This window comes from Campylobacter sp. CFSAN093259 (assembly GCF_012889985.1).
GTDB lineage: Bacteria > Campylobacterota > Campylobacteria > Campylobacterales > Campylobacteraceae > Campylobacter_D > Campylobacter_D jejuni.
In genome coordinates, this window is the sequence record NZ_CP040617.1 from 1,295,574 (window position 1) to 1,319,935 (window position 24,362).

Here is a 24,362-nt window from a genome sequence, read left to right on the forward strand (position 1 = left end):
TAGCGTGGATATAAACAAACTCAAACTCACCCCTGATTCAAGCATAGAAGAAGCTTTAAAAATAGTCGGGCAAGAACGCGTTAGACTAGGCATTATAGTTGATAAAAAGGATAAATTTTTAGGAGTCATTAGTGATTCAAACATCAGAAAAGCTTTAATTAGTGGCAAAACTTTAAAAGATAGTATCAAGGATATTTACACTAAAAATCCCATCACCATAAAAGAAAACACAAGCAAAGAACAGCTTTTAAAAATTTCTGCTAAAACCGATATTTATGATTTTCCTGTTTTAGATGAAAAAGGGCAAATTCTTTCCATAAAATCTGTCTCATCGCTTTTAAAAACCAATCCAAACTCCATTGTCATCATGGCTGGAGGCTTAGGATCTCGCTTAAAAGAGCTGACTAAAGATACTCCAAAACCTATGTTAAAAGTAGGCAAAAAACCCATTTTAGAAAGCATAATCCAAAGACTTAAAAATCAAAATTTTGAAAATTTTATCTTTTGTGTGAATTATAAAAAACAAATCATAGAAGATTATTTTCAAAAAGGGCAAAAATTTGGGGTTAAAATTTCTTATATTAAAGAGCGTAAAAAACTAGGTACAGCAGGGGCTTTAAGCCTTATAAAACAAGAATTTAAAGAAAGTTTTATCGTTATGAATGCAGACATTTTAACCGAGCTTAATTTTAATGATCTTTTAAAAGCGCATAAAAAATCAAAAGCTTTAATGAGCGTTTGCGTGCGTGAGTTTGAGCAACAAATTCCTTATGGAGTGATCACTCAAAAACAAGGTTTTATAGAAAATATAGAAGAAAAACCTACCCAAAAATTCCTAGTAAGTGCGGGGATTTATGTACTTGAAAATGAAATTTTAAATTTAATTGCTAAAAATGAATACCTAGATATGCCAGAACTCATCAAACTCGCTCTACAAAAAGGTAAGGTAAATACCTATATCATCAATGATTATTGGATTGACATTGGAAGGCCAGATGAGTTTTTAAAAGCCAATGAGGATTTTAAATGAAAGTCTTAATCATAGGCTTTGGAAGCATAGGAAAAAAGCATTTTTTAGCCTTAAAAAATTTAAAGTATGAAGTAAGTTTGCTTTCTTTAAGTGCTAAAAAAGAAGAGTTTGAAAAAACTCAAATCTATCGTTCCTTAAAAGAATGTCATTTAAATGAATTTGATCTTTTTATCATCGCAAATATCACCACAGAGCATTTTAACACCTTAAAAGCTTTAAATGAGCTTGTAAAAGATAAAATCATACTCGTAGAAAAACCTTTATTTGAAAAAAGCCAAAATTTCACAAGCTCAAAAAATCACATTTATGTAGCATATTTACTGCGTTTTCATCCTGTGATTGTAGCTTTAAAAAGGCTTTTAAAAGGTGAAAAAATTTATTTTGCTAGTTTGGTTTGTAATTCTTATTTGCCCCATTGGAGGGCTTTAGACTACAGGCAAAATTACAGCGCTAAAAAAGAGCTAGGTGGTGGGGTTTTACTCGATCTCTCTCATGAAATCGATCTAGCCTTTTTTCTTTTTGGAAACTTAGAGCTTATATACTCCCAAAATGCTAAAATTTCAGAGCTTGACATAACAAGCGATGATTTTGCCTTTTTGGCTTTAAAAAATTCACAAAAAGCTAAAATTCATATAGAATTAGACTATTTTTCTAAATTCAACAAAAGAGAAATGACCATCCATACTTTAGAAAAAAGCTTTAAAGCCGATTTAATAAACAATAAAATCGAAATTTATCACAAAAATCAAAGTCAAAAAATCTTAAATTTTGAAAATGATACGATAAAAACCCTTCAAAATTTACATCAAGCAGTCTTTGAAAAAGACAAAGAACTTTGCGATCTTAAGCAAGCTTTAAAAGTACTTGAACTTTGTGATGAAGTAAGGAAAAAAAATGGCTGAAATTTTATGTACCATTTGTGCTAGAGGTAGAAGCAAAGGCGTTAAAAACAAAAATATTAAAAAGATTAACGAACTTGAAATGATAGCTTATAGCATCATACAAGCTCAAAATTCAAAGCTTTTTAAACACATAGTCATAAGTACTGATAGTGATGAAATCGCAAGTGTAGCCCAAAAATACGATGCTGAAGTTTTTTTCAAAAGAGAAGCTCATCTTGCCAATGATCGGGCTGCAAAACTTCCTGTCATGCGTGATGCCTTGCTAAGAAGTGAAGAGCATTTTAAAACGCGTTTTGAAACTCTCATAGACTTAGATGCTTCAGCCCCGCTTCGCTCAAGCCTTGATATAAAAAAAGCTTATGAAAGTTTTGTTGAAAATGATAATTCCAATCTCATCACCGCAGTTCCTGCTAGACGTAATCCTTATTTTAACCTCGTAGAAATACAAAATAACAAGGTAGTAAAATCCAAAGAAGGAAATTTTACCACTCGCCAAAGTGCCCCAAAATGCTATGATATGAACGCTAGTATTTATATCTTTAAAAGGGATTATCTTTTAGAAAATGATAGTGTTTTTGGCAAAAACACAGGGCTTTTTGTAATGGATGAAAGCACAGCTTTTGATGTAGATAGTGAACTTGATTTTAAAATCGTAGAGTTTTTAATCTCTTTAAAAAATTTATCGCCAAAGGATTTTTAATGCTTGAAAATAAAATCATCTTTGTAGCAGGAGCTTGTGGACGCATAGGCAAAGTGCTTTGCAAAAAAATACTTCTTAATAAAGGCACGGTCATACTTGCAGATATCAACAAAGAACGCTTAAATAAATTGCAAGAAAATTTAGAAACAAATTTTAAAACAAAACTTTTAAGCTTAGAACTTGACATCACCAAACAAGAAAGTTTACAAATTGCCCTTCAAAAAAGTCAAGAAAGATACGGCAAAATCGATGCTTTTGTTAACTCAAGCTATCCTTTTGGCAAAGATTGGGGTAAAACGCCTTATTATGAACTCAAATACGAACAAATTTGTGAAAGTTTAAATTTACATTTAGCAGGCTTTATGTTGGCTGCTCAAGAATTTGTGAAATTTTTTAAACAACAAGGCCATGGTAATATCATCAATCTTAGCTCCATCATGGGAGTTTATGCGCCAAAATTTGAAAACTATGAAGGCACTTCCATGCAAAGCTCTTTAGAATACAGTGTGATAAAAGCAGGGATTAATCACATGAGCTCTTGGCTAGCTAAAGAGCTTTTTAATCAAAACATACGCGTTAATACCCTAGCAAGTGGAGGAATTTTGGATAATCAAAATGAACTTTTTTTAAAAGCTTATAGAAAATGTTGTGCAAGCAAGGGTATGTTAGATGCTGATGATGTGTGCGGAACCTTGGTATTTTTGCTTAGTGATGAGAGTAGATTTATCACAGGGCAAACCTTAGTAGTAGATGATGGATGGGGCTTATGATGACCTTCACCCCTACTCAAAAAGAACTCTTTAACAAAAACATTGAAGCTTTAAGCAATATTCTTTTAAAAGAAAGTTTAAAAGAAATTAAATCAAGTAAATTTGAACTTGTTTTAGGTAAAGATAATCTAGATATCAATTTAAAAGATACAAGTGATAATACTTTTCTTTATGAAAATGTTATTGATGAATTAAACTCTATGCTAAATACTTATAATGATAAATATCTACTTTATCCTGTATTATATTTTTATGGTTTTGGAAATGGAATTTTATTTAAAGCTTTATTGCAAAATAAAAATCATCAACATATTATTGTTTTTGAAAAAGATATAGAAATCATTTGGGTCATGTTTCATGTTTTAGATTTTTCAAATGAATTACAAAATTCAAGATTGATGATTTTGCAAACAAGTTCTTTGGATATAGAATTTTTTTCTAATTTTTGCTCTAGCAAACCTTTCTTTCAATTTTCTAGAATTTATTTTTTAGAACTGATGAGTCATTATTATGAAAGATTTCATGAAGATATTTTAGGATTGAATAAAAAATTAGCAGAAAATTTTAAAAATATCATTTTAAGAAATGGTAATGATCCTCTTGATGCTCTTCAAGGTATAGAGCAATTTGTTTATAACTTACCTCAAATGATCACTCATCCTAGTTATAAAGAATTACTTTCTAAAAGAAAGGGTATAAGTGATACAGCTATCATTGTTTCTACAGGACCATCTCTTACTAAACAACTTCCTTTGTTAAAAAAATATGCTAATAAAGCTACAATTTTTTGTGCGGATTCTTCTTATCCTATTTTAGCTAAGCATGGTATAAAACCTGATTATGTTTGTATGTTGGAAAGAAAAGCTATTACAGCAGAATTTTTTAATCATGATTTTGGGGAATTTGATAATGGAATTTGTTTTATTATCAAATCCATAGTACATCCTAATGCCATAAATTACCTAACCAAAAAAACCGATAATTTTACTATAGTTTCAACCTATGCAAGTTTTATACAATATTTAAAATTAGATTATTTTGGATATTTTAACATGGGATTTAGTGTTGCACATATGGCTTGTTATCTTTCCTTACATTTAAATCATAAAAACATCATTTTTATAGGACAGGATTTAGCTTATGCTGAAAATGGCAATTCTCATCCTGATGATTATCAAAATTCAGCTAGCTATGAAAGCAGAAGGTATCCGCATCTTTATACTCTTGCTTATGGCGGAAAAGAAAAAATCAAAACTCACCATGTCTGGCTTATGTTTAAACGAAATTTAGAGCAAGATGTGCAAAAAATACAAAAGTATTTAGATACTAAAATTTACAACTGCACCGAAGGTGGAGCAAGGATAGAAGGAACCATAGAAAAACCTTTTCTATGGGCTTGTGAGAATTTACTTCATAAAGATTTAAATAAACCTTTTGAAAAATTAGAACCTTTAAGTTTAAATAAACAAAATGAGTTTTTACTTAAGGCTTATTATAAAGTTTGTAAAAGTATTGAACATTGTAGAGATTTTAGTAATAAATTTATTAAAAGCTATGATAAAATAAAAAATTCTTTTATGAGTTTACAAAATTCTCAAAAAAATGAAATTTTTATTCAAGAAATTATTCAAGATATAGATAAAACCAAAACTCAAATAGATGAACTTTGCAATACTCAAAAAGATTTGATACAAATTTTAGGTCCCCTACTAACTCAATTTGAACTTAATCTTGCTAGAATTTATGTCTTAAATCCTAAAACCAAAGAAGATGCTTTTAATAAAAGTATTCTTTGGATAAAAGAACATTTAGAATTTATGGAATTAGTTTATGGACATATTAAAGCACAAGAAAATGCTTTGATTAAAAATATACTTCCTTTAGAAGAAAAACTTAAAGAAAGAAAATTAGATAAATGGATGGAAAGGGTGAGAAGGTGAGAGAAGAGCTTTTTTTAAAAAATACTCAAGCTTTGTTTGAGGTCGATGAGTTTTTAGCTTGTACACTAAGATCACTTAAATACTTAACTTTTGCACTTATCCAAGATGAAAATGGAATAAATTTTAAAAAAGATGATATTTTTCTTTATGAAAATCCCAATAAAGAGCTTTTAGAAAACCTTACTCTGTTTAAAACCGAATATAACAAATATCCTGTTTTGTTTTTTTATGGCTTTGGAAATGGAATGTTTTATAAAACTTTATGTAAAAACAAACAACATAAACACATTATCATTTTTGAAGACAATCTTGAAATTTTAACTTTAGCTTTTCATTTATTTGATTTTAGCGAAGAATTAAAAAAAGAACAACTAATACTTTTTTATACTCCAAATATTAATACAGCACAACTCACCACACTTTTTACTTATGAAATCATTCAAAAAAGTGTAAAAATTTTTAATCTTTTTATTCATAATGATTTTTATCAACAATTTTATAGCACTCAAATACAAAATATAAATACTCAACTGATAGAAATAATACGATTTATCGTTTTAAACAAAGGTAATGATCCACATGATTCTTTAGTTGGAATCAAACATACCCTAGATAATCTCCCTAAAATGTTAAATCATGGAATTTTTCAAGAATTTCTCAAAGAAAGAAGAGCTAAGGTTGAAAATGCTATCATTGTTTCTACAGGACCAAGTCTTATAAAACAACTTCCTTTATTAAAAAAGTATGCTAATAAAGCTACGATTTTTTGTGCAGATAGTGCTTATGTTATCCTTGGAAAATACGGTATAAAGCCTGATTATGTTTGCATGCTAGAACGTGATGATATAGTTTCTAAATGTTTTGATAATGATTTTGGCGATTTTAACAAAGGCATACTTTTCATACTTGCTTCTGTGGTTCACAAAGAAGTATTAGATTTTTTAGAAAAAGATCAAAGAACTTATATGCTTGTACATCGCCCTTTAAATTTTGCGGCTAGTTTAAAACTTGATGAATATGGATATCTTGGAGTAGGACACAGTGTTTCAAATATGATCTATGAACTAACAGGAGCTTTAAGATTTGAAAATATCATTTTTATAGGACAGGATTTAGCTTATGGCGAGGATGGAAGTTCACATCCTAAAGAGCATATACATGGAAGTCAAGGTGAAGAAATCAGAGGAGAAAAATATACACTAGCTTATGGGGGAAAAGGCAAAGTAAGAACACAACTTACTTGGAATTTATTTCGTCAAGCTTTTGAAAAAGATATATTTTGGGCAAAAGAAAAACTCAATATCACCACCTACAACTGCACCGAAGGTGGAGCAAGGATAGAAGGAACCATAGAAAAACCTTTTCTATGGGCTTGTGAGAATTTACTTGATAAAGATTTAAATAAACCTTTTGATTTTCCAAAATTTCTAGATAAAAAACTAGCCAAAGAAAAATTAGAAAAAATAAAAAAATATCTCCAAAAAAGCATTTTAGAATCTAAAGAATTTATAAAAAAAACTCAAACTCAGCTTCAAAAGCTTAGATACACTTTAGAAAAAAATGACAAGAATTTTCAAACTCTTGAAAAAATCAAAAATGATCTTTTAAATCTTTTTAAAGAATTTAAAAAACTCAAGCTTTTTAATGAACTTTGTCAAGCTATTTATTTTCATAACGAATGCGAAATTTTAAAATTTGAAGTTTTAAACACAAATAAGCAAAAAGAAAATTTAATAGACTTTTTGAAAATACAACACAATTGGTTTATCCAAGGTTTAGGATATCTTGATACTCAAAACAAAACCATAGAAAAAAGTTTAGAAAATTGGAATTTTGACGATATAATCAAAAAATAATTAGGATTTCCAATGACCTTCACCCATGCTCAAAAAGAACTCTTTAACAAAAACATTGAAGCTTTAAGCAATATTCTTTTAAAAGAAAGTTTAAAAGAAATTAAATCAAGTAAATTTGAACTTATCTTAGGTAAAGATAATCTAGATATCAATTTAAAAGATACAAGTATAAAAAATAATGGGGGGGGGTATAATGAAAATTTACTTTATCAAGATCCCATTAAAGAATTGCAAACTATGCTAAATACTTATAATGATAAATATCTACTTTATCCTGTATTATATTTTTATGGTTTTGGAAATGGAATTTTATTTAAAGCTTTATTGCAAAATAAAAATCATCAACATATTATTGTTTTTGAAAAAGATATAGAAATCATTTGGGTCATGTTTCATGTTTTAGATTTTTCAAATGAATTACAAAATTCAAGATTGATGATTTTGGAAAATGATAAATTGCAAGCTCAAGATTATACTGAACTTTGTTCTTCTAAACCTTTCTTTCAATTTTCAAGAATTTATTTTTTAGAACTGATGAGTCATTATTATGAAAGATTTCATGAAGATATTTTAGGATTGAATAAAAAATTAGCAGAAAATTTTAAAAATATCATTTTAAGAAATGGTAATGATCCTCTTGATGCTCTTCAAGGTATAGAGCAATTTGTTTATAACTTACCTCAAATGATCACTCATCCTAGTTATAAAGAATTACTTTCTAAAAGAAAGGGTATAAGTGATACAGCTATCATTGTTTCTACAGGACCATCTCTTACTAAACAACTTCCTTTGTTAAAAAAATATGCTAATAAAGCTACAATTTTTTGTGCGGATTCTTCTTATCCTATTTTAGCTAAGCATGGTATAAAACCTGATTATGTTTGTATGCTAGAAAGAACTGAAATTACTGCTGAGTTTTTTAATCATGATTTTGGGGAATTTGATAAGGATATTATATTTATTTGTGCTGGTGTTGTTCATCCAAAGGCGATTGAGTATTTAAAGGATAGAAATTTAGTCATAACTCAAAAAGTTCTTGCTTTTCCATATTATATAAATCTTAAAGATTTTTCTTATGCTGCTGTAGGATTTAGTGTTGCACATACATTATCTTATCTAGCAACTTATCTAAGTCATAAAAACATCATTTTTATAGGACAGGATTTAGCTTATGCTGAAAATGGCAATTCTCATCCTGATGATTACCAAAACTCAGCTAATTATGAAAGTCAAATGTATGAACATATTTTAACTACAGCTTATGGAGGCAACGGAAAAGTCGAAACTCATAGTATATGGCTTTTATTTAAAAATTGGTTTGAAAATGAAATGATTCCAAATACTAGAAAAATGGGTATCACCACCTACAACTGCACCGAAGGTGGAGCAAGGATAGAAGGAACCATAGAAAAACCTTTTCTATGGGCTTGTGAGAATTTACTTCATAAAGATTTAAATAAACCTTTTGAAAAATTAGAACCTTTAAGTTTAAATAAACAAAATGAGTTTTTACTTAAGGCTTATTATAAAGTTTATCAAAGTATTAAACATTGTAGAGATTTTAGTAAAATACTCAGCAATGATTTTGAAAATATACAAAGTATATATTTGAGTTTAAATGAAAAAGAAGAGGATATCAATTTAGCTATTGAAAAAATAGATAAATTTAAAAATAAACTTGAAGATATAAAACAAATGCAAGATTTATATGAAATTTTACAACCTCTGCGTACTCAATTTGAACTTAATCTTGCTAGAATTTATGTCTTAAATCCTAAAACCAAAGAAGATGCTTTTAATAAAAGTATTCTTTGGATAAAAGAACATTTAGAATTTATGGAATTAGTTTATGGACATATTAAAGCACAAGAAAATGCTTTGATTAAAAATATACTTCCTTTAGAAGAAAAACTTAAAGAAAGAAAATTAGATAAATGGATGGAAAGGGTGAGAAGGTGAGAGAAGAAAATAATTTTAACAAAAATTTAAAAGCTTTAAGCGGTTTTGAGTATAACGACTTACGCAAAAAACTTGAGGATCTAAAAGAGCTTAGAGAATTTACTTTCACTCAAGGAAAAGATAATCTTGATATCAATATCATAAAAAAAAGAAATTTAAAAAAAATGTATCAAGATCCCATCAAAGAGCTTGAAAAAAATTTAGAATATTTTAAAGATTTTACACGCTATCCTGTGCTTTTTTTTTATGGTTTTGGAAATGGAATTTTATATAAAATTCTACTTCAAAATCAAGCACTTAAAAGAATAATCATCTTTGAAAAAGAATTAGAACTTATCTTTTTGGCTTTAAATTTCATAGATTTTAGCAAAGATTTAAGCTTAGGGCGACTCATTATTTTACATCATGATGATATTAATCTTCCTAAAATGGATAAAGTTTTTCGTTTGATAGGGGATTTGTTTTATCGTTCTTATAATCTACACATTGCTAATGATTTTTATGAACACTATAAAGAAGATATTTTAAAACTTAATAAACTCAACATGCAAATCATCAAAAATCACAATCTTATGCGTGGTAATGATCCTAAAGATGCCATGCAAGGTATAGAACAATTTGTTTATAATCTTCCTCAAATGATCACTCATCCTAGTTATAAAGAATTACTTTCTAAAAGAAAGGGTATAAGTGATACAGCTATCATTGTTTCTACAGGACCATCTCTTACTAAACAACTTCCTTTGTTAAAAAAATATGCTAATAAAGCTACAATTTTTTGTGCGGATTCTTCTTATCCTATTTTAGCTAAGCATGGTATAAAACCTGATTATGTTTGTATGTTGGAACGCGATGAAATAGTAGCTGAATGTTTTAATAATGATTTTAAAGATTTTGATAAAGACATCATTTTTCTAGTAGCTTCTTTGGTGCATAAAAAAACCATTTCTTATCTTGAAAAAAATCAAAGAAAATACATTTTAATCATAAAAGGCCAGCCTTTTGCGAGATGCTTGGGGCTAGACGATTATGGATATATTAACGCAGGCATGAGTGTATCTCATATGGCTTATGAACTGGCTGAAAATTTAGGACATAACAACATCATTCTCATAGGTCAGGATTTAGCTTATGCCAAAGATGGGCAAACACATTCTCAAGGTTTCATCCATGCTAATTTACACAATGGAGACTATGAAAGGGACTTAGATAGATTTAGCACTACAGCTTATGGAGGAAATGGAAAAGTTCAAAGTTCTGAAATTTGGACACTTTTTAGACAAATTTTTGAAAATTTCATTGCTTTTAGCAAAAGTAAAACTTATAATTGCACTGAAGGAGGTGCTAGGATAGAAAGCGCTATAGAAAAACCTTTTAAAGAACTTTGCGAAAATTTACTCGAAAATAAAAAAGATAAAAAATTTAAAAAATTACAAGTTTTAAATACTAAAGAACAAGTAAAACTCGGATTAAAAATCTATCAAAAAATCAAAAAAAATATGAATTTATCTTTGAATTTTAAAAAAGAGTGTAAAAAAGTTCAAAAACAAATTCACAATCTTACCCATGGAAAAAACAAGCTCTCTCTTGAACAAATAAACCAGAATATAGACAAAATCAAAGAAAAACTTTCAAATAAAAAATATCTCTTTTTGCAAGAAATTTTAGGCCCTACTTTACATCACGAACAAAGTATATTAACGCCTTTATATCTTAAAGATATCAAAGATGAATCTGATAAACAAAATAAACTTTTTGCTTGGGTTTATGCACACGAAGCTTTGATAGAAAATATCATAGAGCTTTTAGAAGTCCAAGATAAAAGACTTAAGATTGCGATTTTGCCCTTGCAAGACTTTTTAGAAAAGAAAAAAGCACTTTAAAATCTTAGATGCAAAAAGCATCTAAGAAATCTATTGAAGAAGTTTTAAAACATTTTGCTGCACTGCATTAGCCTGACTCATAGCATAAGAACCTGACTGTGCAAGGATGTTATATTTAGAAAAATTTGCACTTTCACTTGCAAAGTCTACATCTCTTATGGTTGATTCTGCTGCTTTAACATTTACTTGAGTTACGGTAATGTTGTTTATAGTAACTTGAAGTTGATTTTGTACTGAACCAATGTCAGCTCTGATTTGATCAAGATTTGTTGTAGCTGTTTCAGCTATGTCCATCACTGCCATAGCACCCTTAAGTGTGGTAACACCTGCGGTTTCATCTTTTACTCCAAAAGCAGTTGTTTTCATAGTTGCAAACTGAGAAAGTCCGCTTTGACTAGAAAAACCTGAACCTGCAGAAACATTATATACCGCAGAAAGTTGCGAAGCAGCTGAAATAGCTATAGCGTTTGCAAAACCTGTGGAATAATTTTTACCGCTACCTACAGAATAACCTGAACCTGAAGAAAATCCACTTCCTGCGCTACTCATATAAGCGCTAACAGAAGAATAACCAGCTAACATAACTCCTTTGTTTACAGAACCAAATCCCATAGCATCGGCAGTATTAGCATCAAATCTTCCTTTTGACTCTCTTAAAGAAACAGAAGCCTGAGAGATAAAACTGTTTGCTCCAAAACCTGCAAAAGAAAGACCTGTACCACTTACTAAAATATCTTTACCGTCATTTTTAACTAAAGATAAACGACCATAATTTTCCATCATATTTGGATTGATAAAAGCACCTCTACCAATACTTCCTTCGATTTTAATTCCTCTTCCCTCTCTTGAGCTAAGTAAAAGTTGTCCATTAGCATCGATTGAAGCTTCAACTCCAGTGGTATCTTTAACCGAATTGATTGCAGCAACTAAGGCTCCATTAGCATCACCATCTTTGTATTCTACTTGACCGATTTTTACCCCATTAATAGCAAAGTCATCTGAAGTAGTTCCAGCCCTAACTGCAGCCATACCTCTAGTTTCTACTGTAAAAGTAGCTCTAACACCGGTTTGATCAGCACTTTTATTAATCTCTTCAACTAAGGCTCCAAGTCCTGTTCCAACTGAAGTTGAAATAACCACTTTTTGAAACTGAAAATCATCTATACCATTGTAATTTTTAAGAGTAAATTGCACTTCACCACTAGATGAAATTCTTCCTCCTGTTTCAAAGCGTGTTAAACCTATCTTAGAAGATTGGGTTGCTCCTATGGTAGCTTTTACAGTTTGATTTGAACTAGCACCGATTTGAAATTCTTGATTGATAAAATTTCCACTTAAAAGTTGCTTACCGTTAAATGAAGTAGTATTTGCGATATTGTCAAGTTCTTCCATTAAACGGTTGATATCTGCTTGAAGCATGGTTCTTGTTTTTAAACTTTGTCCATCTTGAGCCGCTTGAGTTGCCTTAGTTTTAATAGTATCTAAGATTTTAAGTTGCTCATCCATAGCCTTATCAGCAGTTTGTAAGATACCTATAGCATCATTACCATTGTTGATAGCTTGACCTAAAGTAGCTGCTTGTGAACGCAAAGAATCTGCTATAGCCATCCCTGAAGCATCATCTGCTGCGGAGTTGATTCTAAGACCTGAACTAAGTCTGCTTAAAGACTTATCCAGTTCTCTAGCATTAACAACTGAATTTGCATGTGCGTTTAATGCACCGATGTTAGTGTTTATCCTAAAACCCATTTTAAATCCTTTCAAAATATTGCATCGAAAAGATTAAAGCAAGAAGTGTTCCAAGTTTTAGTTTAATTAAAAATTTTAGAGTTTAAAATAAAAAAGCCTAGTTCTAAACTAGGCTTGGATTTGTATATATTGCAGCTTTATTAAATTACTGTAGCAATCTTAAAACATTTTGCTGAACAGAATTAGCCTGTGCCATGGCATAAGAGCCACTTTGAGCTAAGATATTTGCTTTAGAGTAGTTTGCACTCTCGGCTGCAAAGTCTACATCACGGATTTGTGACTCAGCTGCTTTAACGTTTACTTGAGTAACGGTAATGTTGTTTATAGTTGATGTAACTTGATTTTGCACTGAACCAATGTCAGCTCTGATTTGATCAAGATTTGTTATAGCTGTTTCAGCTATGTCCATCACTGCCATAGCACCCTTAAGTGTGGTAACACCTGCGGTTTCATCTTTTACTCCAAAAGCAGTTGTTTTCATAGTTGCAAACTGAGAAAGTCCGCTTTGACTAGAAAAACCTGAACCTGCAGAAACATTATATACCGCAGAAAGTTGCGAAGCAGCTGAAATAGCTATAGCGTTTGCAAAACCTGTGGAATAATTTTTACCGCTACCTACAGAATAACCTGAACCTGAAGAAAATCCACTTCCTGCGCTACTCATATAAGCGCTAACAGAAGAATAACCAGCTAACATAACTCCTTTGTTTACAGAACCAAATCCCATAGCATCGGCAGTATTAGCATCAAGCTGTCCTTTTGACTCTCTTAAAGAAACAGAAGCCTGAGAGATAAAACTGTTTGCTCCAAAACCTGCAAAAGAAAGACCTGTACCACTTACTAAAATATCTTTACCATCATTTTTAACTAAAGATAAACGACCATAATTTTCCATCATATTTGGATTGATAAAAGCACCTCTACCAATACTTCCTTCGATTTTAATTCCTCTTCCCTCTCTTGAGCTAAGTAAAAGTTGTCCATTAGCATCGATTGAAGCTTCAACTCCAGTGGTATCTTTAACCGAATTGATTGCAGCAACTAAGGCTCCATTAGCATCACCATCTTTGTATTCTACTTTACCGATTTTTACCCCATTGATAGTAAAATCATCTGAAGTAGTTCCAGCCCTAACTGCAGCCATACCTCTAGTTTCTACTGTAAAAGTAGCTCTAACACCTGTTTTATCAGCATTTTTATTGATCTCATCTGCTAAAGCTCCAAGTCCTGTTCCAACTGAAGTTGAAATCACAACTTTTTGAAACTGAAAATCATCTATACCATTGTAATTTTTAAGAGTAAATTGCACTTCACCACTAGATGAAATTCTTCCTCCTGTTTCAAAGCGTGTTAAACCTATCTTAGAAGATTGGGTTGCTCCTATGGTAGCTTTTACAGTTTGATTTGAACTAGCACCGATTTGAAATTCTTGATTGATAAAATTTCCACTTAAAAGTTGCTTACCGTTAAATGAAGTAGTATTTGCGATATTGTCAAGTTCTTCCATTAAACGGTTGATATCTGCTTGAAGCATGGTTCTTGTTTTTAAACTTTGTCCATCTTGAGCCGCTTGAGTTGCCTTAGTTTTAATAGTATCTAAGATTTTAAGTTGCTCATCCATAGCCTTATCAGCAGTTTGTAAGATACCTAAAGCATCGTTACCATTAGATATAGCTTGACCTAAAGTATTAGCTTGAGATCTTAAACTGTCTGCTATCGCCATCCCTGAAGCATCATCTGCTGCGGAGTTGATTCTAAGACCTGAACTAAGTCTGCTTAAAGAAGCATCTAAACTTTTACTATTTAAATCAGCGTTTGCTTTTGCATTTAAAGCTGCAACATTGGTGTTAATACGAAATCCCATTTTAAATCCTTTTAAAAAAATTCAAGCTCATCCATGAACTTGTTAAATGCTATATCGTGCAATCAAAAAAATATTTTATACTTTAGCAATAAAATTTCATACTTTTGACAAAGACTTGTATTTTTGCTCTAACTTTTCCATAAAATAAAGCAACCATTCATGGTAAGCTTTAATATAAGCTGTGATGAAATGCGTTTTATCTTGTATATGAAGTTTCAATACATCAGCAATCATTTTTCCACGATAAGCAAAGGCTCCTCTTAAAGTTTCATCCTGTATAAACTCATCTTCATCTAAAGAGTGATTGAAATTTTCTATGTTTTGATAGACTTTTTCTAAAAATTCCAAAGGCAAGATAAAATCTTTACTGAGTATATTTTCTAAAATTTGTTTTAAAGCTAAAGCATCGTCTAAAAATCTTTTAGCATTTTCTTGATCTTTTTGTATTTTTTCTTTGAATTTAACTAGGAGTTTATCACTTCTATTTTTAGTTAAACTTTTTGGAAGTTCAAATTTGGGTTTTTCTTTTGTAAGGAATTTTTCACAACATTCTTTAAAGGAAAGTTCTTCAGTGAAATTAATCCTTGCTCCACCTTCAGTAGCATTGTAAAATTTAGCCTTTTGATCATTGCAAGCAAAAAGATATTCAAGTTTTATACGATAATCATTCCAGGTTATATGAGTTAAAACTTCACCTTTACCTGCATAGGCAGGGACTTTAAGTTTATCTATATTTTCTTCACCGCTAAATTTCTCCCCAAAATCAAAACCTTTTGAGTGTGAATTTCCTTCTTTATCAAAGGCTAAATCTTGCCCTATCATAATAATATTTTTAAATCCCAAAGCCAAAGCTAAAGTATAAGAAAAATGACTTACATGAGTACCTGTATCAATATAACCAAAGTCATTAAGATTGAAGCGTTGATAAAGGGCTTTATTTCTTAAAACAATCATACAATTTTCAGCATTTAAACTACGCACGATATTAGGATGCGTAGCACACTCAAGAGCAATGATGCTTTGTTTTAAATTTTCTTTATTTTGAAAAAATTTCATTGCTAGATCAGTAAAATCTAAATTCGTAACATAATCAGGTATTATGCCTTCTTTTTCAAGCATGCTTAAAGCCCCATCAGCACAAAAGATCACTGCTTTATCTTGATAAGCTTTAAGTAAAGGAAGTTGTTTAGCTAAACTAGGTCCTGCAGAAACTACTATAGCATTTTCAAATTTGTTTTTTCTTTGGCTTAAGATTCTTTGAAAAGGAATGCTTTCAAGCATAGAAGGGATGTTTTGTAAAAACTGTCCATGTGTTAGCAAAGGTAAAAAACAAGTAATATCTGCATTCCTTATTGCTACACTTGCACTTTTAATACAAAGTTCATTTAAAGATAAAATAGAAGTTTCATAGTATTTAAGATAATAATGCGAGCTAATAAACATTTCATATAAACTTAAATACTCTAAAATACTTTGCTGATCAAAAATCATAGCAATTTGAATTTCTAAATCCTTTGCAACACAGTCAAATAATACAACCTTATAAACTTTCAACTCTTCACTCAAATCTATCGTACTTAAAGCTAGGATAAAAAGTTCTATTTCACTTTCAAATACAAAAAGATGTTTATAGTGTTTAGCTAAATTTTTAATCAGTAAAGCATTGCCTATACCATAAATACATATAAAAGGATATCTAGGAGTTTTTTCTAAAATACTTTGATAGAAAAAATTTATTTCTTCTTCTAAGTTTTCATACATGAAAACATTATGAGTTTTATCAAAGATATTTAAATTTTCATCTATATTAAAACGAGAGCAAGTTTTATTTTGTATGAAATTTAAAAGTTTATTTCCTAAGGGTTCATTTACCCCACTTAATAAAGCTTGTATGTTTTTTTCTAGCAAATTCATGGAAGTTCCTTAAAAGAATCGATGATAATATTTATTCTTTGCTCTAATTTTTCCATAAAATAAAGCAACCATTCATGGTAAGCTTTAATATAAGCTGTGATGAAACTAGCATTATCTACAATATTTTCTTTATAAACTAAACTTATCTTAAGTCCTCGCTCATACATCACTGCTTTTAAAATACCATCCTGTATAAACTCATCTTCATCTAAAGAGTGATTGAAATTTTCTATGTTTTGATAGACTTTTTCTAAAAATTCCAAAGGCAAGATAAAATCTTTACTGAGTATATTTTCTAAAATTTGTTTTAAAGCTAAAGCATCGTCTAAAAATCTTTTAGCATTTTCTTGATCTTTTTGTATTTTTTCTTTGAATTTAACTAGGAGTTTATCACTTCTATTTTTAGTTAAACTTTTTGGAAGTTCAAATTTGGGTTTTTCTTTTGTAAGGAATTTTTCACAACATTCTTTAAAGGAAAGTTCTTCAGTGAAATTAATCCTTGCTCCACCTTCAGTAGCATTGTAAAATTTAGCCTTTTGATCATTGCAAGCAAAAAGATATTCAAGTTTTATACGATAATCATTCCAGGTTATATGAGTTAAAACTTCACCTTTACCTGCATAGGCAGGGACTTTAAGTTTATCTATATTTTCTTCACCGCTAAATTTCTCCCCAAAATCAAAACCTTTTGAGTGTGAATTTCCTTCTTTATCAAAGGCTAAATCTTGCCCTATCATAATAATATTTTTAAATCCCAAAGCCAAAGCTAAAGTATAAGAAAAATGACTTACATGAGTACCTGTATCAATATAACCAAAGTCATTAAGATTGAAGCGTTGGCATAAAGGATCATCTCTTAAAATCACACTTTTATTATCTAAAAAATGAACCAAATTAGGATACGTAGCACATGAAAGTATATTTAAAGAAGTTTTATTTTCTTTATTTTGAAAAAATTTCATTGCTAGATCAGTAAAATCTAAATTCGTAACATAATCAGGCACTATACCTTCTTTTTCAAGCATACTTAAAGCCCCATCAGCACAAAAGATCACTGCTTTATCTTGACAAGCTTTAAGTAAAGGAAGTTGTTTAGCTAAACTAGGTCCTGCAGAAACTACTATAGCATTTTCGAATTTGTTTTTTCTTTCACTTAAGATTCTTTGAAAAGGAATGCTTTCAAGCATAGAAGGGATGTTTTGTAAAAGATGAGAATAACACTCAAAAGAAAGATCAGAATTAGAACCTAAATTTCTTATCACAACTTTAATATTTTTCTCGCAAAGCTCGTCTGCTTTATGCCAAATATCCTCATAAAACTTTTTATAATAAACATTATTTACAAACATTTCATATAAACTTAAGTACTCAGATATATCTTTCATATCAAAAAGTATAAGCAGTTGAATATCCACTCTTTCTTCTTCGATATCCACAAGATAAATTTTTCCACTACAAAGCTCTTCACTCAAATCTATCGTGCTTAAAGCTAGGATAAAAAGTTCTATTTCACTTTCAAATACAAAAAGATGTTTATAGTGTTTAGCTAAATTTTTAATCAGTAAAGCATTGCCTATACCATAAATACATATAAAAGGATATCTAGGAGTTTTTTCTAAAATACTTTGATAGAAAAAATTTATTTCTTCTTCTAAGTTTTCATACATGAAAACATTATGAGTTTTATCAAAGATATTTAAATTTTCATCTATATTAAAACGAGAGCAAGTTTTATTTTGTATGAAATTTAAAAGTTTATTTCCTAAGGGTTCATTTACCCCACTTAATAAAGCTTGTATGTTTTTTTCTAGTATGGTCATTAGATTTCCTTAAATTTTATCTATTTTTAGTGATATTTTGTCATCTTTTTCGCTAAATTTATACAACAAATCCTCACAAGGATAAGAGATGTATTTTTCTTTACAATCTTTTTTTGGATTTTGTTTTATTTTTTCTAGCATTAAAGGAAGTTCTTTGGAAATTAAAGTTTTTATAGACATTCCCATGCCATGTTCTAAACTTTTAATAAATCTACCATCAACTTGATCTGGATTTTTTATCATATAAAGCTCTGCATCAAACCCAAATTGTTCTAAATATTTGTAAAGTTCTAATTTTTCATCAGGTGGAGCTATTTCTTTATCATAAAAAGAATGATAACTTGTATAGCATGGTTTTGGATAATTTGTTTGAATTTCAAGATGCTTTGGTTCTAAGATATATCTTATCATTCTCCTTGGTATTGAAAAAAAATTATTTGAACTTGAATTACTTGTCCAAAAAGTTTTTGTCGAGCAATGTGTTTTAATATGATGAAAAAAATCAAAAGTAGAAAATTCGCTATATTGCACAAAATCCATTTCCTTTCCAAAACCTATAAGACGCCAAAGAAATTTAGCATAACTTGAGTTATCTATAACTCCATCTATTAGCCAAGGTGCAATCTTAGCCGCCAAATGCGCTAAATATCCCCCGTGAGAACTACCTATCATGATAACTGGTATACCCCCCCCATAGTATCAAAAGGAGCATGTTTTTTAAGATAAAGTGCAACATTTAAAAGATCTTGAGCTTGCATGATTCCAAAATTTTGATATTCGTTTTTTGCAGGTTGCAAACTCACATGTAAATTTAGAAAATAATTTGGTGTAAAATTACCTTTTTGCTTACCTTCAACTATTTGATTATTTACAAAATGAAAAATTTCACTCATTTGTTTATAATCTTGAATTTTATCAACATCATAAGGAAGCTTGATATCCGCAGCTTCACAACTTACTTTTAAAATAAGCTTGTCTATGTCATCTAAATAAAAAGTTGATCCAGTTTGAGGACGATTACCTATACAATGATAATTCACACTTGCTACAGCCACATTAAATTCGCCTGCTACAAATTCAGCTAAGTGTTCACGGTAATTTTCATCCACATCTCCACCAAGCCCAGGGATGATAAACACTAAAGCTTTTATTTCTTTTTCATCATCAAAACAAAGCTTAAATTCAAGCTTTGATTCTCTTTTTATATCAAGTTCTACATCATCACAAGAGTCGATCTCATAAGTTTTACTCACTATCATTACATTCCCCCTATTAAAAAATAAGTTTTACTCGCTAGGTTTTTAAAATTTTCATTCTTACTTAAAATCACACAAGCTTTATTACTAGAAGAGCTTGTAAAGTCTATATTTTCTAAATCTTCATGGCTTTGATTAGCTGCGTTGATGATAGCATTTTTACTTGCTTCATTGCTTGAAATTCCCATGAGTATAAAATCAGCTTTATTTATAAAAACAAGTTTTAAGCATTCTTTATCATCGCCTACGCGAAAATTTACTTCTTTTATACCGTTAAAATTACTAAGATCAACATTTTCAACCCCGCTTACATTACTCATCGTTTTTATAGAGCTTAAATGATCATTTTTCAAAGTATAAATGCTTATATCATTGATCAAAGTTTTAAGGTTATTTAAAGACTTACTAACCTCGGCTTCATGCTTGCTTGAACTCATTTTTGGTAAAGCAATAGCGGCTAAAATTCCTAAAATAACAATCACAAAAACAAGTTCTAATATGGTAAAAGCTTTTTTCATCTATATCCTTGAAAAATTTTTATTTTTAGGGCTTAAAATATCTTCTTCTATGCTTACAAATTCCTTTTTTTCATAAGCATCAACTGCGGCTCTTGCTATCATCAAAGCATTATCAGAGCAGAATTTTAAAGGAACTAGTTTTAAATTTGCATTATATTTTTGACATAAATTTTGCAAACGCGAACGCAAGTTAAGATTTGCACTAGCTCCACCTACAACGCCAAAATTTTTAAATTTATAAAGATTAAAAATTTTTTCTAATTTATCCATGATATGATCACAAGCTGTATTTTCAAAGGCATAAGCTATTTCTGCTTTTGTGTCTTCATTTAAATTTTCATGTTTTAAAATTTCCAAACGCACTGCATTTTTAAGCCCTGAAAAACTGAAAGCGAGTTCTTTAGAATGCTTTAAAGGTGTGTTAAAAGAGATATTTTTAAGTTTGGCATTTTTTGCTAAATTTTCTATGATGACCCCACCAGGGTAACCTAAATTCATCATTTTAGCCACTTTATCAAAACTTTCTCCAAAGCTATCATCATTTGTACTTGCTAAAAGCTCTAAGCTTGCATCATCTTTAAGATAAAGCACCATGGTATGCCCACCACTAACAAGCAAAATTCCCATATCTAAAGAAATTTTTTCTTCCAAAAAAAGACTATAAATATGACCTTTAAGATGATTTATAGGGATTAAGGGTAAATTTAGCGCACTTGCTAAGGTTTTTGCCATAGAAATTCCACTGAGCAAAGAAACACTAAGTCCAGGTTCATTTGTCACAGCTATGGCACAAAGATTTTTAAAATGCTCTTTGCATTGCTTAAGCATCTTTGGTAAAGCCTCGCTATGAAGTCTTGCAGCAAGTTCAGGTACCACTCCCCCATAGATACTATGATCTAATTCTTGGGAAATTTTTTTATGAAATTTACATTCTAAGGTGTTTTTATCAATGATAGCTATAGAACTATCATCACAAGAACTTTCTATAGCTAGGATAAGATTTTTCATTCAAATTCCACTAAAATAGAACCTAAGAATTTATCTTTTGATCTTGCCATTTTAAGAGTATTTAAATCCAAATTTTTAGCGTTTTTGATCAACTTGCTATTGATATTTGCCTCTAAAAGTTGTTGCAAATTTGCACCTCTTAACTCATAAAATTCCGCTCTATAAATTTTACCTGCCATGTCTAAAGAGTATTGTGTTTGCATATTTTTTTTATGAACTAAAATACCACTTTCATCTTTTGAGTGATCAAAGCCTATGATATTTACGCGCACATTAGCTATCTTTGGAATAAGAAAATTCTCTTTTACTTTTACCTTGGTTCCAAAAGGAACTGTGGTTTCATTGCCATCAACTTGAAAAGTTACTTCATTAAAAGCATCGCTAAATTCTAAATACTCAGGATATAATCTTGTTTGAAAACGATTGCCATATTGGATATAAAAAGAATTTCCTTCTGCGATAACAGCCGTAAGTTCATTGCTTGTGTTATAATTTAACTCTTTATTTACCGGAAAAGGCACATAGTTGATAACCTTTCTTGGATTTTTTAAAGAAAGTAAAATTCTATCATCAAAAAGTTTTACTTCAAGCTCTTTATTTATGGCTTTATCAACTCCTTGTGGAGTGAGTTCGAAATCTCTGCTAAATTCAATTCCTGCAGTTTTTAAATAATTTTCAATTGCCAAAAGATGATAATAAGCTCTTAAATTTACAGGCAGATTTTTACTCGCTTCATTTGCAAAAGCGGCTTTGTGATTTGAAATCACAAAATAAGTTAAAGCTTTAAGCATTTCCGTATCGCCAAGCTCTTGGGTTTTGGTGTTTTTAAGATGATAAGCATGCTTTGGATCGGCAAGCGAAGAATTGACACTATTTACGGTTTGAGTGGCGATATTTTCAAGATCAGGGTATTTGCTTGCATTGATTTCGCTTGTATCAATCACGCTTGAATTTCCCCAACGCTTAGGATTTTGCATCGCATCGATATAAGTGGGTTTATAAAAACCCCAACCATCGTGAAGATTGATCACCATACTAACTTCAGGAAGTAAAATAAGCTCTTTAATGCGTTGAACGGTTTTATAATCAGGATCTTTTGGGCTAATGCTTGCAAATTTACGGTTTAAATCCCCATTATTCCCACGAGAACGCTTGATAATGCTATCAAAAGCTAAATTTGGAGCCACTATAATCTTACCCTTAGTGATATTATAATCACTCAAAAGCAAACTTGCCGCATGAAATCCACCAGGCTCATCGCCTTGAATTCCACCAAAAATTAAAACTGTATTATTATCATCTAGACTTTTTCCATTTTCTCCTACGCTAAAGTCTAGCTCTAAAGCAAAAATGCTTGTTATAAAAAATAAAATTGTTAAAAAAAATTTCATTTTAACTCCTTAAATACTCTCTTGTTTTAAAATCATACTCAAAAACTTCTTCTATGCTTGAAATTTTAGGTACTCCAAAATGATCAAGGGCTTTAAAAATGCATTTAGCAATGTCTAAAAATCCACTTTTATTTTCTAAAAAATTATAAACACCAACTTCATTAGCAGCATTGATGATAACACCTAAATTTGGCTCTTTTAAAAATGTATTTTTAAGCTTAAAAATAGGATATTTTTTTGTGCTGATTGGATGAAATTTTAAAGCAGGCATTTTGCTAAAATCAACAGCCTCTAAAATAGGCGTATCTTGTTTTTCAAATATAGCATCTGAAATAGCTAGTTTCATATCTGCTTTTGAAAAATACGCCGTGCTAGCTCCATTTTTAAATTCACACATTGCATGCACTAAAGATCTTGGTTCTATTAAAGCATCAATTTCTTTAAAATCATATAAATGATAAGCCTCTATAATCTCAAAAAGCTTATTTGCCATAGTCGCACTATCTATAGTGATCTTTGCTCCCATGTTCCAATTAGGATGTTTTAAAGCATCTTTGACACTGACTTGATTTAAATCTTTGATTTTATACCTATAAAAAGCTCCACCACTTGCTGTGATATAAAGTTTTGCTATATTTTTTTTACCTTCGAGTAAAAATTTTAAAGCTGCATGCTCACTATCAACGGGTAAAAATTTAGCCCCTTTCAAAAAACTCCCAGCTACTACAAGACTTTCTTTGTTAGCTAAAGCTATGTTTTTGCCAAGCTCTTTAGCCTTTAAAGTGCTTTTAAGTCCTGCAAAACCTACAATGGCATTGAGTAAAAGCTTATCTTGACATTCTGTTAAAATTTGCTCTAAACCTTCTTGCCCTATAAAAACTCTATCGTGTTTAACTAAATGCTTATTTTTTGAATCTTTTATGGAAACAAATTTGGGTTTAAACCTTGCGATTTGCTCATTTAAAAGAGCGATGTTATCCCCACAAGCTAAAGCAGAAATGGGAATGTTTTTTAAAGCAGCAAGTTTAAGAGCATTTACTCCTATACTGCCCGTACTTCCAAAAAGTATCATAAAAGAGCAACCATCACAAAAGCAGCAATGATCACCGCATCGATCCTATCAAGCACGCCCCCATGACCAGGGATAAGATCTCCACTATCTTTTACACCTGCTTCTCTTTTAAAATAACTCTCAAGCAAATCTCCAATCACTGCAAAAATCGCTACAAAAAACGAACAAAACAAAGAAAGCCAAAAACTATAAACAAAAACTCCCAAAATAGTTCCAATAACACTCGCACAAATCAAGCCACCTATAACACCTTCTAAGGTTTTGTTTGGACTTGTTGGAGAAAAAGGAGTTTTACCCATAAGTTTTCCGATAAAATACGCCCCACTATCACAAGCTGCAACGATAATGATAAGCCAAAAAAGTGCAAACATACCCTGATCTAAATACACTTGCCAAAGTGCTAAAATAGGCAAACTAGGATAAATATAAATAAGAGCTGGTTTTAAGGAAGCCTTTTTATAAACCAAATATCCAACGACTAATAACAAAGCTAAAATCCCAAAAAGCAAAGCTTTATGCGATAAACTTCCCAAAATAAAAGCTATAGCCAAAGGGATAATAGAGATATTTTCTAAAGCAAAAAGTTTTTTTGCTTCACTAAAAGATAGATACAATAAAACCGCAAAAACGATAAAATTGATAAAAAATTGATCAATCAACGCGATAATAATAATAGCCCCTATCATCACAAGAGCTGAAATAATTCTAGTTGTATTAAACATATTTTTCC

17 protein-coding genes and 1 pseudogene are annotated in these 24,362 nt (G+C 30.3%); 8 read left to right on the plus strand and 10 right to left on the minus strand.

All coding sequences use genetic code 11. The features are described 5' to 3' along the window. Nucleotides 1-4: 4 nt before the first annotated feature. From FBF20_RS06785 to FBF20_RS06820, 8 genes are read left to right on the plus strand one after another with little or no spacing between them, the layout of a single operon-like run. The gene (locus FBF20_RS06785; RefSeq protein ID WP_002890598.1) at nucleotides 5-1,030 is read left to right on the plus strand and encodes a nucleotidyltransferase family protein; all 1,026 of its coding nucleotides are present in this window, start codon (nucleotides 5-7) and stop codon (nucleotides 1,028-1,030) included. Then, complete coding sequence (gene ptmF, locus FBF20_RS06790; protein ID WP_002890600.1) at nucleotides 1,027-1,932, plus strand: L-glutamine-D-fructose-6-phosphate isomerase subunit; 906 nt, start codon at nucleotides 1,027-1,029, stop codon at nucleotides 1,930-1,932. The genes FBF20_RS06785 and ptmF overlap by 4 nt, the downstream gene beginning before the upstream one ends. After that, a complete protein-coding gene (gene legF / locus FBF20_RS06795; RefSeq protein WP_002890602.1) occupies nucleotides 1,925-2,632 on the plus strand; it encodes a CMP-N,N'-diacetyllegionaminic acid synthase in 708 nt (235 codons plus the stop codon). The genes ptmF and legF overlap by 8 nt, the downstream gene beginning before the upstream one ends. Next, nucleotides 2,632-3,402: a flagellin modification protein PtmA gene (gene ptmA / locus FBF20_RS06800; protein ID WP_002890604.1), complete on the plus strand. Its 771-nt coding sequence runs from the start codon at nucleotides 2,632-2,634 to the stop codon at nucleotides 3,400-3,402. The genes legF and ptmA overlap by 1 nt, the downstream gene beginning before the upstream one ends. Beyond that, nucleotides 3,402-5,342 (plus strand): motility associated factor glycosyltransferase family protein, encoded by a 1,941-nt coding sequence (locus tag FBF20_RS06805; protein WP_015016479.1) that lies wholly within the window; start codon nucleotides 3,402-3,404, stop codon nucleotides 5,340-5,342. Before ptmA ends, FBF20_RS06805 begins: the two co-directional genes overlap by 1 nt. Continuing rightward, entirely contained in the window at nucleotides 5,339-7,198 is a 1,860-nt protein-coding gene (locus tag FBF20_RS06810; protein ID WP_015016480.1) for a motility associated factor glycosyltransferase family protein, read from the plus strand. The genes FBF20_RS06805 and FBF20_RS06810 overlap by 4 nt, the downstream gene beginning before the upstream one ends. A gap of 12 nt (nucleotides 7,199-7,210) precedes the next feature. After that, entirely contained in the window at nucleotides 7,211-9,157 is a 1,947-nt protein-coding gene (locus tag FBF20_RS06815) for a motility associated factor glycosyltransferase family protein (protein ID WP_015016481.1), read from the plus strand. Continuing rightward, nucleotides 9,154-11,040 (plus strand): motility associated factor glycosyltransferase family protein, encoded by a 1,887-nt coding sequence (locus FBF20_RS06820; protein ID WP_015016482.1) that lies wholly within the window; start codon nucleotides 9,154-9,156, stop codon nucleotides 11,038-11,040. The genes FBF20_RS06815 and FBF20_RS06820 overlap by 4 nt, the downstream gene beginning before the upstream one ends. Nucleotides 11,041-11,070: 30 nt before the next feature. On the opposite strand, the gene FBF20_RS06825 is transcribed toward FBF20_RS06820, so the two are convergent. The 10 genes and pseudogenes from FBF20_RS06825 to FBF20_RS06870 form a co-directional block, all read right to left on the minus strand. Continuing rightward, nucleotides 11,071-12,789 (minus strand): flagellin A, encoded by a 1,719-nt coding sequence (locus tag FBF20_RS06825; RefSeq protein ID WP_052784323.1) that lies wholly within the window; start codon nucleotides 12,787-12,789, stop codon nucleotides 11,071-11,073. 145 nt (nucleotides 12,790-12,934) lie between these two features. Next, entirely contained in the window at nucleotides 12,935-14,653 is a 1,719-nt protein-coding gene (locus FBF20_RS06830) for a flagellin (protein ID WP_015016484.1), read from the minus strand. Nucleotides 14,654-14,749: 96 nt separating this feature from the next. Then, nucleotides 14,750-16,567, minus strand: coding sequence for a motility associated factor glycosyltransferase family protein (locus tag FBF20_RS06835; RefSeq protein ID WP_021036356.1), 1,818 nt, complete (start codon nucleotides 16,565-16,567; stop codon nucleotides 14,750-14,752). Continuing rightward, nucleotides 16,564-18,387 carry a motility associated factor glycosyltransferase family protein gene (locus FBF20_RS06840; RefSeq protein ID WP_054829500.1) on the minus strand — a complete coding sequence of 608 codons (1,824 nt, stop codon included), beginning with the start codon at nucleotides 18,385-18,387 and terminating at the stop codon, nucleotides 16,564-16,566. Before FBF20_RS06840 ends, FBF20_RS06835 begins: the two co-directional genes overlap by 4 nt. Nucleotides 18,388-18,396: 9 nt before the next feature. Beyond that, nucleotides 18,397-19,646, minus strand: a pseudogene (locus tag FBF20_RS06845) (DUF2920 family protein). Continuing rightward, the gene (locus FBF20_RS06850) at nucleotides 19,646-20,161 is read right to left on the minus strand and encodes a prepilin-type N-terminal cleavage/methylation domain-containing protein (protein WP_002903863.1); all 516 of its coding nucleotides are present in this window, start codon (nucleotides 20,159-20,161) and stop codon (nucleotides 19,646-19,648) included. The pseudogene FBF20_RS06845 and the gene FBF20_RS06850 overlap by 1 nt, the downstream one beginning before the upstream one ends. Further along, nucleotides 20,162-21,169, minus strand: a complete 1,008-nt coding sequence (gene tsaD, locus FBF20_RS06855) for a tRNA (adenosine(37)-N6)-threonylcarbamoyltransferase complex transferase subunit TsaD (protein ID WP_002889944.1) — start codon at nucleotides 21,167-21,169, stop codon at nucleotides 20,162-20,164. Next, nucleotides 21,166-22,560: a M99 family carboxypeptidase catalytic domain-containing protein gene (locus tag FBF20_RS06860; protein WP_002869556.1), complete on the minus strand. Its 1,395-nt coding sequence runs from the start codon at nucleotides 22,558-22,560 to the stop codon at nucleotides 21,166-21,168. Before FBF20_RS06860 ends, tsaD begins: the two co-directional genes overlap by 4 nt. 1 nt (nucleotide 22,561) lies before the next feature. Next, nucleotides 22,562-23,632, minus strand: a complete 1,071-nt coding sequence (dxr, locus tag FBF20_RS06865) for a 1-deoxy-D-xylulose-5-phosphate reductoisomerase (RefSeq protein WP_002864243.1) — start codon at nucleotides 23,630-23,632, stop codon at nucleotides 22,562-22,564. Then, the gene (locus tag FBF20_RS06870; RefSeq protein ID WP_002889945.1) at nucleotides 23,629-24,354 is read right to left on the minus strand and encodes a phosphatidate cytidylyltransferase; all 726 of its coding nucleotides are present in this window, start codon (nucleotides 24,352-24,354) and stop codon (nucleotides 23,629-23,631) included. The genes dxr and FBF20_RS06870 overlap by 4 nt, the downstream gene beginning before the upstream one ends. Between the last annotated feature and the right edge of the window lie 8 nt (nucleotides 24,355-24,362).

What these genes read in the sequence shown, in the direction of transcription:
- ptmF (WP_002890600.1), top strand. Translation starts at nt 1,027, where the DNA reads ATGAAAGTCTTAATCATAGGCTTTGGAAGCATAGGAAAAAAGCATTTT.
- tsaD (WP_002889944.1), bottom strand. Translation starts at nt 21,169, where the DNA reads ATGAAAAATCTTATCCTAGCTATAGAAAGTTCTTGTGATGATAGTTCT.
- FBF20_RS06870 (WP_002889945.1), bottom strand. Translation starts at nt 24,354, where the DNA reads ATGTTTAATACAACTAGAATTATTTCAGCTCTTGTGATGATAGGGGCT.
- FBF20_RS06825 (WP_052784323.1), bottom strand. Translation starts at nt 12,789, where the DNA reads ATGGGTTTTAGGATAAACACTAACATCGGTGCATTAAACGCACATGCA.
- FBF20_RS06860 (WP_002869556.1), bottom strand. Translation starts at nt 22,560, where the DNA reads ATGAAATTTTTTTTAACAATTTTATTTTTTATAACAAGCATTTTTGCT.
- legF (WP_002890602.1), top strand. Translation starts at nt 1,925, where the DNA reads ATGGCTGAAATTTTATGTACCATTTGTGCTAGAGGTAGAAGCAAAGGC.
- dxr (WP_002864243.1), bottom strand. Translation starts at nt 23,632, where the DNA reads ATGATACTTTTTGGAAGTACGGGCAGTATAGGAGTAAATGCTCTTAAA.
- ptmA (WP_002890604.1), top strand. Translation starts at nt 2,632, where the DNA reads ATGCTTGAAAATAAAATCATCTTTGTAGCAGGAGCTTGTGGACGCATA.
- FBF20_RS06815 (WP_015016481.1), top strand. Translation starts at nt 7,211, where the DNA reads ATGACCTTCACCCATGCTCAAAAAGAACTCTTTAACAAAAACATTGAA.
- FBF20_RS06835 (WP_021036356.1), bottom strand. Translation starts at nt 16,567, where the DNA reads ATGAATTTGCTAGAAAAAAACATACAAGCTTTATTAAGTGGGGTAAAT.
- FBF20_RS06840 (WP_054829500.1), bottom strand. Translation starts at nt 18,387, where the DNA reads ATGACCATACTAGAAAAAAACATACAAGCTTTATTAAGTGGGGTAAAT.
- FBF20_RS06850 (WP_002903863.1), bottom strand. Translation starts at nt 20,161, where the DNA reads ATGAAAAAAGCTTTTACCATATTAGAACTTGTTTTTGTGATTGTTATT.
- FBF20_RS06830 (WP_015016484.1), bottom strand. Translation starts at nt 14,653, where the DNA reads ATGGGATTTCGTATTAACACCAATGTTGCAGCTTTAAATGCAAAAGCA.
- FBF20_RS06805 (WP_015016479.1), top strand. Translation starts at nt 3,402, where the DNA reads ATGACCTTCACCCCTACTCAAAAAGAACTCTTTAACAAAAACATTGAA.